A 15,095-nucleotide genomic window follows, 5' to 3' on the forward strand; every position below is an offset into this window, starting at 1 on the left:
AAGCATCAAAGGCCCCTCTCCCACCGGGAGAGGGATTGGGGTGAGGGTTCGGCGCAGAGCCACCCGCTGACGTGATCCACGCGGCGCCCCCCGTACCCTCATCCGCCCCTGCGGGGCACCTTCTCCCGACGGGAGAAGGGAGAAGCCCTAGCCCCTCTCCCACCGGGAGAGGGGTTGGGGTGAGGGTTCGGCGCAGAGCGACCCGCTGACGTGATCCACGAGACGGCACCCGCACCCTCATCCGCCCCTGCGGGGCATCTTGTCCCGACGGGAGAAGGGAGAAGCCTTAGCCCCTCTCCCACCGGGAGAGGGGTTGGGGTGAGGGTTCGGCGCGGAGCCACCCGCTGACGTGATCCACGCGGCGACACCCGTACCCTCATCCGCCCCTGCGGGGCACCTTCTCCCGGTGGGAGAAGGGAGAAGCCTCACCCCTTCTTGCCGCTCGGCCGCTTGCTGCGCACGTACAGCACCAGCGAGTGCTCTTCCAGCTCGTAGCCGTGATCGGCGGCGATCTTGCGCTGCAATTCCTCGATCTCCGCGCTTTCGAACTCGATGATCTTGCCGGTGTCCACGTCCACCATGTGGTCGTGGTGGCCGCCGCGGTCCAGTTCGTACACCGCCTGGCCGCCCTCGAAGTTGTGCTTGAGCACCAGCCCGGCCGCCTCGAACTGGGTCAGCACCCGGTACACGGTGGCCAGGCCGATCTCGTCGCCGTGGTCCAGCAGCTGCCGGTAGATCTCCTCGGCGGTCATGTGGTGCCGCGCCGACTTCTGCTCCAGTAGCTCGAGGATGCGCATCCGGGGGTGCGTGACCTTCAGGCCGACTTTGCGCAGATCGTGGGATTCCATGGCGTCTCCGTTCATAGCTGGTTTATCGCCAGCTGCCTGGGAATGGGTCGCGGCGGTCGCCGGGAGTGTATCATCGACGTGATTTCATTCAGCCCTGTCCCCGATGCGCAATCTCCTGCTGGTCGCCGCTGTTGCCCTGTCCACCGCTGGCTGCGGCATCATTTACAAGCAGCCCATCTACCAGGGCAATCTGATCAAGCCGTCGGCCGTCGAACAGCTGAAGGTCGGACAGAGCAAGCAGCAGGTCAGCGCGCTGCTGGGCAGCCCCTCGATCCCGGATCCGTTCCATGCGCAGCGCTGGGACTACACCTCCACCGAGCGTGTCGATCGCGTTGGCCGTACCGAGATCAAGAACTTCGTCGTGTTCTTCGACAACGACATGGTTACCCGCTGGGAAGGCGATTATTTCCCGGACCAGGACGAAGAGCTGGCCAAGAACAGCGTGCGTCAGTTCGGCCGCAACCTGGCCAAGGACAAGAAGAAGCAGCGCCGCGGCGAATGAGCCGGCGGCCGCGTCGCGCCCCGCCGCTCAGCGCGGCTTGGCGCGGCGTCGCCTGGCGTCCTTCGGGTCGATCAGCAACGGCCTGAGCAGTTCCACCCGGTCGCCGTCCTGCAACAGCCGCGTCGGCGCGGCGACTTCGCCGTAGACCGCGCACGGCATCCCAGGCGTCGCCCCGGGCAACGCAGCGGCGGCCAGCGCATCGGCCACGGTCGCGCCTTCCGGCAGCTCCAGCCGCTGCGACACGAAGCGCTCCGGCCAGGCCAGCACCACCTCGACCTGCATGGCGGCTAGGCCTGTTCCCGGTCGGCCACGCGCACGAAGTCGTTGACCATGCGGTCGGCCAGGCTCTGGAAGCCCAGCGCCAGCGCCGGCCCCAGCAGGCGCGAGGCGGGTTCGAAGTCGAGCATCAGGCTGACCTTGCTGGCGTGCTCGTTGAAGCCCTGGAAGGTCCACTGCCCCTGCAGGCGCTTGAACGGACCGTCGCGCAGCTGCATATCGATGCGATCCGGGCGCTGCAGGCTGTTCTCGGTGGTGAACCAGGTGCGGAACGAGCCCAGCCCCAGGTCCAGCCGCGCCACCAGGACGCGGTCGTTCTGCTCGAGGATATGGGCCGCGTCGCACCAGGCGAACCGGCGCGGATAGGAGGCGACGTCGTTGACCAGATCGAACATGCGCGTTGCGGCGTGTTCGACCAGAGCGCTGCGGCGGATGATAGGCATTCGGGACGGGAAGTGGGACCAAGACGTTCGGGAGGCCCCGAATCGGAGACAATAGCAAGATGAGCAAGAAACCCGTCAAGGATAAAGCAAACGGCGCGACGGCCAACAAGACCATCGCCCTGAACAAACGCGCGCGCCACGAATACCACCTGGAGGACCGCTACGAGGCCGGCCTGGCCCTGCAGGGCTGGGAGGTGAAGTCGATCCGCGCCGGCCGCGCCAACATCGGCGAGAGCTATGCGTTCGTGCGCCAGGGCGAGCTGTTCCTGTTCGGCGCGCAGATCACCCCGTTGATCCAGGCCTCCACCCACGTGGTGGCCGACGACCGCCGCACACGCAAACTGCTGCTGCACCGGAACGAGATCGACAAACTGATCGGCCGCGTCGAACGCGACGGCTACACCCTCGTGCCCACCGCGATGTACTGGAGCAAGAACAAGATCAAGCTTGAGATCGCGCTGGCCAAGGGCAAGCAGGACCACGACAAGCGCAACGCGGCCAAGGACCGCGACTGGGCCCGCGACAAGCAGCGCATCATGCGCCGGCACAACAAGAATGCCTGAGAGGCTGGGAGTGGGGATTCGGGATTGGGGATTCGCAAGGGCGGGTTCCCTGCCCGCCGCAGCGTTCCTACCCACCTCGCCTTTCCCGTAGAAGCGACTTCAGCCGCGACGCGGTGACGGGATTGGTGATTGGGGAGTCGCAACCGCAGCTCCCATTCCCGCAAGCTCAGCCGTAAGTGCGGCGCCGTAACGCTGTGGCACAGCAGCCGCAAGAGCGCACCGCGGTGCATGGATGCCCTTGTGGGAGCGGCTTCAGCCGCGACGCGGTGAAGTCGGAATCTCGACGTGATTCGGTCGCACCGGCCGCAGAAGACGCGCAGCCCGTTTCATGCCCTCATCCGGAAACATCGGCAGTCATCCGTTGCGGCGAAAGCAGATTCCGACATGAAAGGCGATGCGGCCTCCGAACCTGTTTCGCCCCTCGATCCCCGCCCCCAATCACGGCCTCACCGCGTCGCGGCTGAAGCCGCTCCCACACGGGAGACCACGCTGCCCCAGGGAACCGCCGTTTGCGAATCCCAAATCCCGAATCCACGGCTTTTCAGCAGCCGAATGGCTGATCATCCCAGCCCAAGCGCCTCGCGGCTGAGACCGCACTAACGAAACGCCTACGTGACGCGGGGAGCCACTGTTGCGAATCCCCACTCCCGAATCCCCGGCTTTTCAGCAGCCGAATGGCTGATCATCCCCGGCCCACTCACGTCCCCCCAAGCATCCGCATCAGGCTCGGCAGCCCACTGCCCTGCATGTAGCGATCGCGCTGCAGGTCCAGGCACTGCGCCAGCAGCAGTTGCTTGACCCGATCCGGCGCACCGATGAACTCGCGGCGCACCGACAGGAACGCGGCGATCAGCCCGGACACATGCGCCGCGGCCATGCTGGTGCCGCTCATCTCCACCATCCAGGTGCCGGGATCCTCGAGCGCATAGCCGTGGTGCGCCGACAGGATCTTTTCGCCCGGCGCGACCAGATCCGGCTTGTAGCGGCCATCGGCGGTCGGGCCGCGCGAGGAGAAATACGAAATGCCGTAGCTGTGCGGGCTGCTCTTGTGCACCGAACCCACCGCCACCGATTCCTCCAGGTTGGCCGGGTCGCCGATGCTCAGGTCCAGGTTCAGCGGGTAGGCCTCGCCATCGCCCTGCATCAGCCAGGCCAGGCCGTCGTTGCCGGCCGCGATCACCACCACCACGCCCTGCCGCCACAGCCGGCGCAATTCGTTGCATAGCGGGGTGAAGCCGCAGCCGTAGCTCTCGGCGTCGAAGTAGCCACCCAGGCTCAGGTTGACCCCGTGCACCACCAGCTCGCCGGCGCGCTCGTTGAGCTCGGCCACCTGCTGCACGCCCTTGATGATCCACGAGTCGCGGCCGTTGCCGTCGTCGTCCAGCACCTTCAGCCCGTACAGCCGCGCCAGCGGCGCCATGCCGGCGAACTGCAGCGGCGCTGTGGCCGGCACGCCCGGCAGCGGCGCTTCGCACTGCCCGGCGATGATGCCGGCCACGTGGGTACCGTGACCATTGCCGTCGAGCGTGTCGAAGCCGGCCTCGCCCGGGCGCAACGCGCGCGGGCGTCCGCGCTGGGTGCAGTCCCATTGGGCAAGCACGGTCGCCGGTTGCCCGGCGGCATGGAAGTGCGGATGCGCAGCGGCGATGCCGCTGTCCAGCACCGCCCAGCCGATGCCGCTGCCCAACGCGCGGTAGGCCACCTGCGCCGCGTCCACCTGGATCGTGCTGCGCGACTGGTAGATCAGCGCGCGCTTGCCCGCATCGCGCCACAAACGCTTGAGGTTGAGGTCGCGATAGCGCTCGCGCAGGCTCTCGATCTCGAACCGGGTCAAGCGCGCCGAGACGTAGCGCTGCAGCGTGTCCTCCAGTTCGATCTGCGCATCCAGCGCCTCGCCGTGCAGGCCGGTGGAGGCCTCGGTGAGCGCGCGCAACGCGGCGATCAGCTCATGCTTGCGCTGCGCCGGATCGCCGGCCTCGGACAACCGCTCGAGTTCGATCAGCACCTCGTGGCGATAGTCCGGCGCACGCGCTTCCAACTGGTCGGACAAATCCTTGATCAACACCGGGTGTGCGATCGGCTGATCGAAGCCAACGCCCACCGCGCGCCGCACCTCGGCCCGCACGTCGGGGATGGACAGGTAGCCGGCGGCCGAGTGCGGGTTGTGTTGCCAATCCGGATTGATCTTCGACCCGGTGATATTGTGGAAGCGCCCGTCAGCATCGGCGATGTCGTCGCTGAGATCGGCGTCCAGGGCCACCGGGTCGCGCCGCTCGGCGACGTTGACCCAGCGCGCCACGCAGGGCGGGAACGGCAGCTTCGGGGTACCGGTCCACTCCTTGAACATGCTGCGCACCACAGGCAGCCCCAGCGGCGAGCCGAGCGTGAACAGCAGCGAGACCTCGCAGTCCTGCGGCTGCAACTCGCGCAGCACGTCGTAGGCGATCAGCGACCCCTGGCTGTGCGCGACGATCACGAATGGGCCGCCACCGGCGCGGATGCGCTGCAGCAGGCTCTCGCGCATCTGGGTGCGCCGCGCCGACACGAAGAAGAAGTCGTGCACGTCCTGCAGCAGCGCCGCGGAGATCAGCTTCAGCAGTGCGCGGTTGAGCACGTCGATCACGCCCTGCGCGTGCACGTCGGCGGCTGCAGCCGCCGGTGCCGGCACCGCCGCCTCCACCTCGTCCAGCACTTGGTGCAGCCGTGCGCGCTCGGCCTCGCTGGCGGCCAGCGTGTCGGCGAGCTGGCGCAGATCGGCCAGTTGCGGGGCCACGCCGAGCGCGCTCAGCATGCGTTGCTCGGCCTGGTTCAACACCGGGCCGCGGTCCTGATCCTGGCAATCGCCCGGCTCCGGCGACGGGTAGCGTTCGCGATTGACCCAATAGGCCATGCGCGTGCGCTCGCCCATCGCGCGGCCGAACAGCGCGCGATCCCATTGGCAACGCAACACCTCGGCCGGCGGTTTGTTGCCGATGCCATGGATGTAGACGACCGTGCGTGCCCGACCCTGCGCCAGCGAACCTTCGCCGGTGGCCTTGGGCCGCAGCGCGGTGCCCGGCGGTGGCGCGGCGGCGGGCGTCGCCGAGGCAGGCCTGCTGGCGCCGGGAGCCGCGGCGTTGGATCTGGACGGTGCTGCCAGCCTTGCCGATGCAGGTGCCTTCGTGGATGGAGCTGCCGATGCCGGCGGCGTCGTCTTCGCCGCCTTGGCAGCCCGCGTACCACCCGCTGGCGTCTTGCGCGCTGCCGCCATCGGCTTGGCGGCAGATCTCGCCGGCGCCTTGCCGGGGGTGGACGTCGAGGACGTGACGGATGCCTTGGGCGTACGCCCGCTGCTGCGGCCACGCGGCTGTCTGCTTGCCATTGCGCTGCTCCATGCCTGGGGGAATGCCTGGGGACGGCGGCGTGACAGGGCCGGCGTCGCAGTGAAGCCAGCTTAAGCGCGGCCTGTCTCAAGGCTTGTGACTGGCCTCCCCGATCCCTACACTGTGCAGGTCAGCGTTTGACGTTGTCCCCGGGGGTGCACTGGTTTCGACGGGGGTTGCAAAATCGCTTGGCGCATGCCGAGGGGGCAGCTTTCCTCGTAAATCCAGCCGCAAACTTATAGTTGCCAACGACGACAACTACGCACTGGCCGCTTAAGGCCTAGCCCCGAAATCGCTTGTGTCCGTGCTCGCGACGTAGGGTCATTATCACGGAATCGCCGGTGGTGGCTGCCTGTCAGCCATTGGCTAAATCAAGCAGGCTGGTCCCGGGATGCGCTTCGCACATCGTGCTGTTCCGGGGCGAGATCCAACGATGAGCTAAGCATGTAGTGCCGGGGATGGAGTGCCTTCGGACGGCGGTTCGATTCCGCCCACCTCCACCATCCAAGCGTCCACGGACGTGCAAACGAAGCTGGAATCCCGATCGCATCGAGGCTTCCGGCTTTTTTTGTGCCTGATGGTGGCCACAACCACGTGTCGCAACCAACAGGATGTCGCCGCGCCTGCCCACGCTGGCCAGCCACATCGCGCAGCCGCGTGCCATGATCGGAAGTCTTGGTCGCAAAGGCCCACCGACCTGCCTTGCAGACAGGCACCGCGACCACTTCACCGGGGATGATCATGAAACGCATGCTGTTCGCGCCCATGCTGTGGATGGTGCTGGCCGGTACCGCGCACGCTGGCGAACCCGAGTTCGTGCAGGTGTCGCCAGGCGTGTGGATGGTGACGATCAAGAATCACGCAGGCGTCTTCGCCAGCGCAGCCACCACCAAGCGCAAGGCACTCCTGGCCGCCAACGCCTTTGCCGCCGCCAAGGACATGCAGGCGGTGCCAGTGGCGATGGAATCGATGGATGCCGGCGGACCAGGCCAGTGGCCGTATGTCGAGTATCAGTTCCGCCTGGTTCCGCACGGATCGAACGAAACCGTCGGACTGCAGCCGCGGGCCGACATGCAGATCGAGGTGAACGAGCGCGTTCCCTCGCTCGCCACGACCGGTACGCCTACGCCCGCACCTAGCGCACCGCCCGATCTGTACGCCGAGCTGCTGAAGCTGGACGACCTGCGGAAGAAAGGCCTGCTCACCGAGGCCGAGTTCCAGGCGCAGAAGACCAAGCTGCTGTCGCGCTAGCCGCATCGCAGACGGCACTCACGCATTGTTTCGCAATCAAAAAAGCACCGGCAGGCCATTGGGCCTGCCGGTGCGTAAGAAAGTGGTCCAGCCGCGGATGCCTGCATCCTTGAAGCAGCCCCAGGCATCGCCCCGGCCGCACAGCTGGTAGGCGCATCATGCGTGGGCGCCCGTTACGCCGGCGTCCTTGAGGCGTTGCGAAATGATGTCGGCGGCGTCGACGGCGTGCGACGAGACCCCCACACCCATCCAGCGATCGCCACGATCGCGTTACGGCGATGAGGGCGATTGCGCATTGCGGTAACGAACAGACATGCCCGTCACCACCAGCCTGTACGGTGATGAGCCCTCCACGCTTCGGACATCGCCATGCCATTGACCCAGGAACAACTGCGCATCCTGCAGGACATCCATGCCACCACCCCGGTCAGCGAAGCCGAGGCGACCTGGGCGGTGCGCGAGGACTACGCGGCGCAGGGCGAGGACGGCGATCTGGCGCTCAGCCAGAAGGGGTTGAAGGCCATCGACGGCAGCGAAGCGTAACCCGCCTCCTGGTCGGCACGTCTTGCGGATCCCATCATGCCGGTGACGGTCGCGCTGCAGAGATAGCTCGTTCGGTCGGCGCTGCGTTCATCTGCACACTGCGCCGCCCCCACGCGACCACAGTACGGTCGCCGGCTAGCGCCCCCGCGTCGCCCGTCCCCTCATCTGGCGCTGCGCGCCACCACCTCCCACAGGGAGAGGATCAGGCGCGAGCGCCCTTGCATCAGCGCCGCCCTACATGCCGCCAAACAACGTTTGCCGCGTGACGCAGGTTGATCGGCGCGACGCCGATCCCTCCGCCAATGCGACGTCGTCGTGATGCCGTGCGTGTCGGCAATCCCGCTGCGTCGCGGTCAGCTTCGGGATATCGACCACAAAAGAATCTCAGGCATGGAACTTGCCTCTGCCACCGCAACGCCTCTTCGCCAGCCTGATGTCGCCATGCTCGTTGCCCGCCCTCGCCAGCCCGCCTGCAATGACCGCGCGCCGCTCCGGAGCCCAGCCCCGTGAGCGCCGGTTTGACCCTGCGTCGGCACTTCCGGCTCGGCATCATCAAGACACTCGGTCCATCCACGGCCGGGGTGCTGCTGCTGTTCGCGGTCTATCAGATGGCGATCGGCGCGCCATGGACCGCGCTGGCCGGCGCCGCGCTGGCCGGCCTGGCCGCGCTGGCCACCTGGCTGGCGCTGCACCGCGGCGACGGCCGCATGGATCCGCTGCTGTCGCTGAGTTGGTTGCTGGGCAGCGCCCTGGCCTGCCATGCACTGCGCCACGCCGCGGTGCCGTGGCTGTACCTGGTGATGATGAGCAATTTCTTCGTGGTGACGCGCCATGTCGCGCTGGCCTGCAATGCCACGCTGATCGCGGTGCTGCTGGTGGTGACCCCGAGCGCCCTGGGTGCCGAGCACTTCTTCTCGATGATATCGGTGTCGTTGCTGATCACCGGGCTGGGCTACATGCTGGCGTTGCGGGTGGAAGGCGATCGCGTGCAGCTGGAACAACTGGCGTCGCACGATTCGCTGACCGGGCTGCCGAACCGCCGCATGCTCGAGCGCAGCCTGTCGCAACGGGTGGCCGATCCGCGTCGTGCGACTCGCCGGCATGGGCTGATCGTGCTCGACATCGATCACTTCAAGGAGGTCAACGACCTCTACGGCCATGCCGAGGGCGACCGGGTGCTGGCCGAGTTGGCCGCGCTGTTGCGCGCGCAGGTACGTGCGCCGGACGAGGTATTCCGGTTCGGTGGCGAGGAGTTCGTGGTGGTGGCACGGCTGCAGTCCGCGACCGAACTCTCCGCCTTCGCCAGGCGCCTGCACGATGCCACCCGCTCTGCGCTGCGCGGCCCCAACGGCACCATCACCGTGTCGCTGGGTGCGGCGATGCTGTGCGACGAGGTGCAGTGGCACGACTGGTTCTCGCGCGCAGACACCGCGCTGTACCAGGCCAAGAACAACGGCCGCGACCGTTATGTGATCGCCGAGGACGTGGCGCAGGACTGAGCGACCAGCACCCGCAGCGATCTGCCGCATGCCCGGCTGGTCTTCGGTCCGGTCGCCGTCACCAGGGCGGCGCTGATGACGGGAAGCATTCTGTGGGCATCGACTGTCATGCCGCGCGGAAGTGGAGTGCGTTCCGATGGCGCAATGCGTCGGGACTGAAGTCCCTCCCACAGTGCACACGGAGGGCTCGCCGCAAGCCATTGCGGGAGTCGCCTGCCATGCAGCCGCGTCGGGCTTCAGAGGGAACGCCCGGCGCGGCTGACGCCGCTCCTGCAGACAAACCAGGGATGCGGCCGGATGGCGGCGAGAGCACATGACGAGCGGTGCCGACCAGGCGCCGCGGTGCGAACGGTCGGCCCGCACCGCGGCAGGTGCAGCGCTCTGCTCAGCGCGCCTGCACCGCGGACGCCGCCACCGCGGTGGTCGCGACGTCCCGGCTGCCGGCCTCTGTGCCCGCGTCCTGCCCCCAACCACCAAGCGCCTTGTACACCCGCACCACGCCGATGTTCACCGCCGCTTCGGCGTCGGCCAGGGCCGCCTCGGCGGTCAGTTGCGTGCGCTGCGCATCGAGCAGGGTCAGGAAATCCTCCGAGCCTTCTCGATAGCGGATCTGCGCCAACGCTTCGGCCCGCTGCGCGGCCTGCGTCTGCTCGGCCACGATCGCCAGCCGCGCCTGTTCGTGGGCATAGGCGGTCAAGGCGTTCTCGGTGTCCTCCAGTGCGCCGAGCACGGCTTTCTCGTAGTCGGCTGCGGCGCCGTCGGCCTGCGCTTCGCTCGCGCGCAGGCGTGCCCGCACACTGCCCAGGTCGAACGCCGCCCACTGGATCGACGGGGTCAGCGACCAGGCCTTGCTGCGGCCGTGCAGCAAGGCGCCGGCATCGCCGGACAGGAAGCCGACGAAACCGGACAGGCTGATCCGCGGGAACAGGTCGGCGGTGGCCACGCCGACGCGCGCGGTCGCCGCCGCTAGACGGCGTTCGGCGATGCGCACGTCCGGACGCCGGCGCAGCAACTGCGTGGTATCGCCCAGCGGCAAGGCCCGTGCATAGGCAGGGGTCGGCTGCGGCGCCAGCAGCGCGTCGAGCGCGCCCGGCGGCTTGCCCAGCAGCACCGCCAGCCGGTGCCGCGCCTGTGCGGCATCGACTTCCAGCAGCGGGATGTCGGCCTCGATCGCCTTCAGCCGCGCGCGGCTGCTCTGCAGGTCCAGTTCGCTGCCGGCGCCCAGTCGCCAACGGGTCTCGGTCAGCCGCTGGGTGTCGCGCAGGTTGTCCAGCGTGGTCCGCGCCAGCGCGATGCGCTTCTGCGTGCCGCGCAGGGCGAAGTAGTTGCGTGCCACCTCCGCGGCCACAGTGACTTGGGCGTCGGCCAGGCCGGCCTGTTCGGCTTCCAGATTCGCACGCGCCGCTTCGCTGGCGCGGCGCTGGCGCCCGAACAGGTCTAGCTCCCAGCCGGCATCGAAGCCGAGCCGGTAGCTTTCGGTGAGCACGCGCGCGCCGCCGGCGTCCGCGTCCGGGGCCTTGCCGCGGGTATAGTCGCCGCCGGCGGTGACATGCGGCACCTGGTCCAGGCGCTGCTCGGCGAAGACCGCGCGCGCCTCGTGCACGCGCGCCAGGGCGAGGCGCAGGTCCAGGTTGGCGACCAGGCCGTCGTGCACCAGCTGTTCCAGCACCGGGTCGTCGAACTGCGCCCACCAGGATGCGACCGGCGAGTCGGTCGCGAACACCGGCGACGCGGCGCCCTGCAGGGTCACCGGCGGCTGCGCCGGTGCGCGGTAGTCGGGGCCGACGCTGGCGCAGGCGCTGAGCAGCGCCAGCGCCAGTGCGCCGAAGACGGGACGGATCACCATGGCAGCACCTGTCCGACATGGGTGTAGCTGCCGGTGGGGCCGTCGGCGTCGAGCAACGCCATCATCACGCTGCTGCGCGCGCCGTCGGCCACTTCCAGCTCGCCCTCGCCCGCGTTCATGTCGGTCTTCACGTAGCCGGGGTGGATGGTGTTGACCTTGATCGGGGTCTCGCGCAGTTCGTAGGCCAACTGGATGGTCCAGGCATTCACCGCGCTCTTGGACACGTTGTAGGCCGGCACCTTGAAGTCGTAGATCGGCGACCCGGGCTGGCTGTGCAGGGCGAGCGAACCGAGCACGCTGGAGACGTTGACGATGCGCGCGGCCGGCGCCTCGCGCAGCAGCGGCAGGAACCCCTGGGTGACCGCGATCAGGCCGAACAGGTTGGTGTCGAAGGTCTCGCGCCAGGTCTCCAGGCTCTGCTGCGACACGCTCAGGCGCGGGTCGTCGCGCAGGATGCCGGCGTTGTTGACCAGGATGTCCAGCCGCCCATGGCGTGCGCGCACCGTCTCCACCGCGGCGGCGATGCTGGCGGCGTCGGTGACGTCCAGGGTCAGCGGCTCCACCGGCAGGCCCTCGCCCTGCAGTTCCAGGGCCGCGGCGCTGGCGCGGGTGGCGTCGCGCCCGGCCAGCAGGGTGTGCACGCCGGCTTCGGCCAGCTGCCGCACGGTGTGCAGGCCGATGCCGCGGGTGGCGCCGGTGACCAGGGCGATCTTGTGTGCTGCGCTCATTGCGAAACTCCTGAGAAGGATGGGAAAAGGATCAGCCGTGCGCCGGCGCGTCGGCGTGGGCCGGCGCATGCGAGACCAGCGGCCGCCCGGCCAGCTTGCGCAGGGCGACATAGAACACGGGGGTGAGGAACAGACCGAACAGGGTCACGCCCAGCATGCCGGCGAACACGGTGATGCCGGTGGCAGAGCGCACTTCCGCGCCCGCGCCATGCGAGAACACCAGCGGCACCGTGCCGGCGATGAAGGCGATGGAGGTCATCACGATCGGGCGCAGGCGCAGGCGGCAGGCCTGCAGCGCAGATTCGACGATGCCCTTGCCCTGCAGTTCCAGTTCGCGGGCGAACTCGACGATCAGGATCGCGTTCTTGCACGCCAGGCCCATCAGCACCACCAGACCCACCTGCACGAACACGTTGTTGTCGCCGCCGCTCAGCCACACCCCGAACAGCGCCGACAGCAGGGTCATCGGCACGATCAGGATCACCGCCAGCGGCAGCGTCCAGCTCTCGTACAGCGCCGCCAGCACCAGGAACGCCAGCAGCACCGCCAGCGGGAACACCACCAGCGCCGCATTGCCCTGGGTGGCCTGCTGGTAGCTCAGGTCGGTCCACTCGATCTCCATGCCGTTGGGCAGCACCTGCTTGGCGATCTGGGTGATCTTGGCCATCGCCTCGGCCGAGGACAGCGAGCGCGCATCCGCTTCGCCGGCCAGGTCGGCGGCCGGATAGCCGTTGTAGCGCAGCACCGGGTCCGGGCCGTAGGTCTGCTTGATCGTCACCATCGAGCCGATCGGCACCATCTCGCCGTTGGCGTTGCGGGTGCGCAGCCGGGCGATGTCCTCCACGCTCTCGCGGAACGGCGCATCGGCCTGGGCGATCACCTGCCAGGTGCGGCCGAACTGGTTGAAGTCGTTGACGTAGGTCGAGCCTAGGTAGGTCTGCAAGGTGTCGAACAGATCGGTCAGGGCCACGCCCTGGGCCTTGGCCTTGACCCGGTCGACCTCGGCATCGAGCTGCGGCACGTTGGCCTGGTAGGTGCCGATCGGGAAGCTCATGCCCGGGGTCTGCGCCACCGCGCCCTGCATGGTGCTGACCGCGTTCTGCAGCGCGCCGTAGCCGAGGTTGGCACGGTCCTCGATGAACAACTGGTAGCCGTTGCCGTTGCCCAGGCCGAGGATCGGCGGCGGCATGAAGGCGAACGACATGCCCTCGCCCAGCTGCGAGATGCGCTGGTTGATCTCGGCATTGATCTCCAATGCGCTGCGGTGGCGCTCGGCGAACGGCTTCAGCGGCAGGAACACCACGCCGGTGTTGGGCGTGTTGGTGAACTGCAGCGCGTTGAGGCCCGGGAACGAGATCGCATGGGCCACGCCGTCGGTCTGCATGGCGATGGTGGCGACCTTGCGCAGCATCGCGTCGGTGCGCTCGATCGAGGCGCCCTCCGGCAGCTTGACGCCGGCGATCAGGTACATCTTGTCCTGGGTCGGGATGAAGCCGCCCGGTACCGCCTTGAACATCAGCCCGGTGACCAGCAGCAGCGCCACGTACACCGCGAACACCGCGCCGCGGCGGCCGAGGATGCGCGACACCGCGCCCTGGTAGCGGTCGGAGCTGCGGTGGAAGAAGCGGTTGAACGGGCGGAACAGCCAGCCGCCGAACAGCCGCTCCATGCCGCGCGACAGGCGGTCCTTGGGCGCGTCGTGGCCTTGCAGCAGGCGCGCGGCCAGCGCCGGCGACAGGGTCAGCGAGTTGATCGCCGAGATCACCGTGGAGATGGCGATGGTCACCGCGAACTGCTTGTAGAACTGCCCGGTGACCCCGGACAGGAACGCCATCGGCACGAACACCGCGCACAGCACCAGCGCGATCGCGATGATCGGGCCGGACACCTCGCGCATCGCCTGGTGGGCGGCCGCCAGCGGGGTCAGCCCCTCTTCGATGTTGCGCTCCACGTTCTCCACCACCACGATCGCATCGTCGACCACGATGCCGATCGCCAGCACCAGCCCGAACAGGGTCAGCGTGTTGATCGAGAAGCCCAGCAGGTACAGCGCGGCGAAGGTGCCGACCACCGACACCGGCACCGCGATCAGCGGAATGATCGAGGCGCGCCAGGTCTGCAGGAACAGGATCACCACCAGCACCACCAGCAGCACCGCCTCCAGCAGGGTGTGGACCACCGCGCTGATCGAGTCGCGCACGAAGATGGTGGTGTCGTACACCGCCTCGTACTTCACGTCGTCCGGGAACTGCTTGGTCAGTTCGTCCATCTTGGCGATGACCTGGTCGCGGATCTGCAGCGCATTGGCGCCCGGCGCCTGGAAGATGCCGATGCCGACCGCGTTCTTGCCGTCCAGCTGCGCGCGCAGGGTGTAGTCGCCGGCGCCCAGTTGCAGGCGGGCGACGTCGGACAGGCGCACGGGCTGGCCGTCGGCGCCGACCTTGAGCACGATGTCGCCGAACTCCTGTTCGGTGCGCAGGCGGCCCTGCGCGTTGATCAGGGTCAGGAACTTGCTCTCCGGCATCGGCTCGGCGCCGAGCTGGCCGGCGGAGACCTGCACGTTCTGCTCGCGCATCGCCGCGACCACGTCGCTGGCGGTGAGCCCGCGTGCGGCCACCCGCTCCGGGTCCAGCCACGCGCGCATCGCGTAGTCGCCGCCGCCGAACACCTGCGCGTCGCCCACGCCCTGGATCCGTGCCAGCGCGTCCTTGACGTGCAGGCGCGCGTAGTTGCGCAGATACAGGGTGTCGTACTTGCCCTTGGGCGAGGTCAGGTGCACCACCATCAGGAAGGTCGGCGACTGCTTCTGCGTGGTCACGCCCTGCCGGCGCACGTCCTCGGGCAGGCGCGCCTGCGCCTGCGCCACGCGGTTCTGCACCTTGACCGCGGCATCGTCCGGATCGGTGCCCGGGCGGAAGGTCACGGTCATCTGCAGCACGCCGTCGGAGCCGGCGACCGACTTGATGTACATCATGTTCTCGACGCCGTTGATCGCCTCTTCCAGCGGTGTGGCGACGGTCTCGGCGATGACCTTGGGGTTGGCGCCGGGATACACCGTGCGCACCACCACCGAAGGCGGCACCACGTCCGGGTATTCGCCGATGGGCAGCAGCGGGATGGCGATCAGGCCCGCGGCGAAGATGACGATCGACAGCACGGCGGCGAAGATCGGCCGGTCGATGAAGAATCTGGAAAAGTCCATGGGTGGTGGTCCTGGAAACGGATGAAACGGGG

13 protein-coding genes and 1 other RNA gene are annotated in these 15,095 nt (G+C 68.2%); 7 read left to right on the forward strand and 7 right to left on the reverse strand.

Annotated features, from left to right (window positions below; all coding sequences use genetic code 11):
- Positions 1–425: 425 nt before the first annotated feature.
- Entirely contained in the window at positions 426–848 is a 423-nt protein-coding gene (gene fur / locus CEK69_RS01230) for a ferric iron uptake transcriptional regulator (RefSeq protein ID WP_026143876.1), read from the reverse strand.
- Between the two features lie 103 nt (positions 849–951).
- Between fur and bamE the strand changes: the two genes are divergently transcribed.
- Positions 952–1,350, forward strand: coding sequence for an outer membrane protein assembly factor BamE (bamE, locus tag CEK69_RS01235; protein ID WP_017908545.1), 399 nt, complete (start codon positions 952–954; stop codon positions 1,348–1,350).
- Between the two features lie 27 nt (positions 1,351–1,377).
- Here bamE and CEK69_RS01240 read toward each other — a convergent pair whose 3' ends face one another.
- Entirely contained in the window at positions 1,378–1,632 is a 255-nt protein-coding gene (locus tag CEK69_RS01240; RefSeq protein WP_150411383.1) for an RnfH family protein, read from the reverse strand.
- Positions 1,633–1,637: 5 nt separating this feature from the next.
- Positions 1,638–2,069: an SRPBCC family protein gene (locus tag CEK69_RS01245; protein WP_152243311.1), complete on the reverse strand. Its 432-nt coding sequence runs from the start codon at positions 2,067–2,069 to the stop codon at positions 1,638–1,640.
- Positions 2,070–2,128: 59 nt separating this feature from the next.
- Between CEK69_RS01245 and smpB the strand changes: the two genes are divergently transcribed.
- Complete coding sequence (gene smpB / locus CEK69_RS01250; protein WP_017908548.1) at positions 2,129–2,632, forward strand: SsrA-binding protein SmpB; 504 nt, start codon at positions 2,129–2,131, stop codon at positions 2,630–2,632.
- Positions 2,633–3,329: 697 nt separating this feature from the next.
- Here the strand turns inward: smpB and CEK69_RS01255 are convergent.
- On the reverse strand, positions 3,330–5,579 hold the full coding sequence (locus tag CEK69_RS01255; protein WP_152243313.1) for a S8 family peptidase: 2,250 nt from the start codon (positions 5,577–5,579) through the stop codon (positions 3,330–3,332).
- An 82-nt stretch (positions 5,580–5,661) separates the two neighbouring features.
- On the opposite strand from CEK69_RS01255, the gene CEK69_RS01260 reads away from it, so the two are divergent.
- The 5 genes from CEK69_RS01260 to CEK69_RS01275 all read left to right on the forward strand — a co-directional run bounded on the left by CEK69_RS01260 (position 5,662) and on the right by CEK69_RS01275 (position 9,287).
- A complete protein-coding gene (locus CEK69_RS01260; RefSeq protein WP_152243315.1) occupies positions 5,662–6,069 on the forward strand; it encodes a hypothetical protein in 408 nt (135 codons plus the stop codon).
- A gap of 76 nt (positions 6,070–6,145) precedes the next feature.
- Positions 6,146–6,497, forward strand: a transfer-messenger RNA (tmRNA) gene (gene ssrA / locus CEK69_RS01265).
- A gap of 199 nt (positions 6,498–6,696) precedes the next feature.
- Entirely contained in the window at positions 6,697–7,245 is a 549-nt protein-coding gene (locus CEK69_RS21165) for an SHOCT domain-containing protein (RefSeq protein WP_226974994.1), read from the forward strand.
- Between the two features lie 369 nt (positions 7,246–7,614).
- The gene (locus CEK69_RS20960; RefSeq protein ID WP_167336246.1) at positions 7,615–7,788 is read left to right on the forward strand and encodes a hypothetical protein; all 174 of its coding nucleotides are present in this window, start codon (positions 7,615–7,617) and stop codon (positions 7,786–7,788) included.
- Positions 7,789–8,294: 506 nt separating this feature from the next.
- Positions 8,295–9,287, forward strand: a complete 993-nt coding sequence (locus tag CEK69_RS01275; protein ID WP_148828118.1) for a GGDEF domain-containing protein — start codon at positions 8,295–8,297, stop codon at positions 9,285–9,287.
- 385 nt (positions 9,288–9,672) lie between these two features.
- Here CEK69_RS01275 and CEK69_RS01280 read toward each other — a convergent pair whose 3' ends face one another.
- Genes CEK69_RS01280 through CEK69_RS01290 form a run of 3 tightly spaced genes read right to left on the reverse strand, consistent with a single transcriptional unit; the run spans position 9,673 to position 15,063 of the window.
- Positions 9,673–11,133 (reverse strand): efflux transporter outer membrane subunit, encoded by a 1,461-nt coding sequence (locus tag CEK69_RS01280; protein ID WP_152243317.1) that lies wholly within the window; start codon positions 11,131–11,133, stop codon positions 9,673–9,675.
- Entirely contained in the window at positions 11,127–11,861 is a 735-nt protein-coding gene (locus CEK69_RS01285; RefSeq protein WP_152243319.1) for an SDR family oxidoreductase, read from the reverse strand. Before CEK69_RS01285 ends, CEK69_RS01280 begins: the two co-directional genes overlap by 7 nt.
- 31 nt (positions 11,862–11,892) lie before the next feature.
- Complete coding sequence (locus CEK69_RS01290; protein WP_152243321.1) at positions 11,893–15,063, reverse strand: multidrug efflux RND transporter permease subunit; 3,171 nt, start codon at positions 15,061–15,063, stop codon at positions 11,893–11,895.
- Between the last annotated feature and the right edge of the window lie 32 nt (positions 15,064–15,095).

Origin of the sequence: Xanthomonas sp. LMG 12462 (assembly GCF_009192885.1) — a bacterium.
Lineage (GTDB): Bacteria > Pseudomonadota > Gammaproteobacteria > Xanthomonadales > Xanthomonadaceae > Xanthomonas_A > Xanthomonas_A sontii.

Excerpts from the sequence above, each read along its gene's own strand:
- CEK69_RS20960 (WP_167336246.1), top strand. The coding sequence starts at position 7,615 with ATGCCATTGACCCAGGAACAACTGCGCATCCTGCAGGACATCCATGCC.
- bamE (WP_017908545.1), top strand. The coding sequence starts at position 952 with ATGCGCAATCTCCTGCTGGTCGCCGCTGTTGCCCTGTCCACCGCTGGC.
- fur (WP_026143876.1), bottom strand. The coding sequence starts at position 848 with ATGGAATCCCACGATCTGCGCAAAGTCGGCCTGAAGGTCACGCACCCC.
- CEK69_RS01290 (WP_152243321.1), bottom strand. The coding sequence starts at position 15,063 with ATGGACTTTTCCAGATTCTTCATCGACCGGCCGATCTTCGCCGCCGTG.
- smpB (WP_017908548.1), top strand. The coding sequence starts at position 2,129 with ATGAGCAAGAAACCCGTCAAGGATAAAGCAAACGGCGCGACGGCCAAC.
- CEK69_RS01240 (WP_150411383.1), bottom strand. The coding sequence starts at position 1,632 with ATGCAGGTCGAGGTGGTGCTGGCCTGGCCGGAGCGCTTCGTGTCGCAG.
- CEK69_RS01245 (WP_152243311.1), bottom strand. The coding sequence starts at position 2,069 with ATGCCTATCATCCGCCGCAGCGCTCTGGTCGAACACGCCGCAACGCGC.
- CEK69_RS01280 (WP_152243317.1), bottom strand. The coding sequence starts at position 11,133 with ATGGTGATCCGTCCCGTCTTCGGCGCACTGGCGCTGGCGCTGCTCAGC.
- CEK69_RS01285 (WP_152243319.1), bottom strand. The coding sequence starts at position 11,861 with ATGAGCGCAGCACACAAGATCGCCCTGGTCACCGGCGCCACCCGCGGC.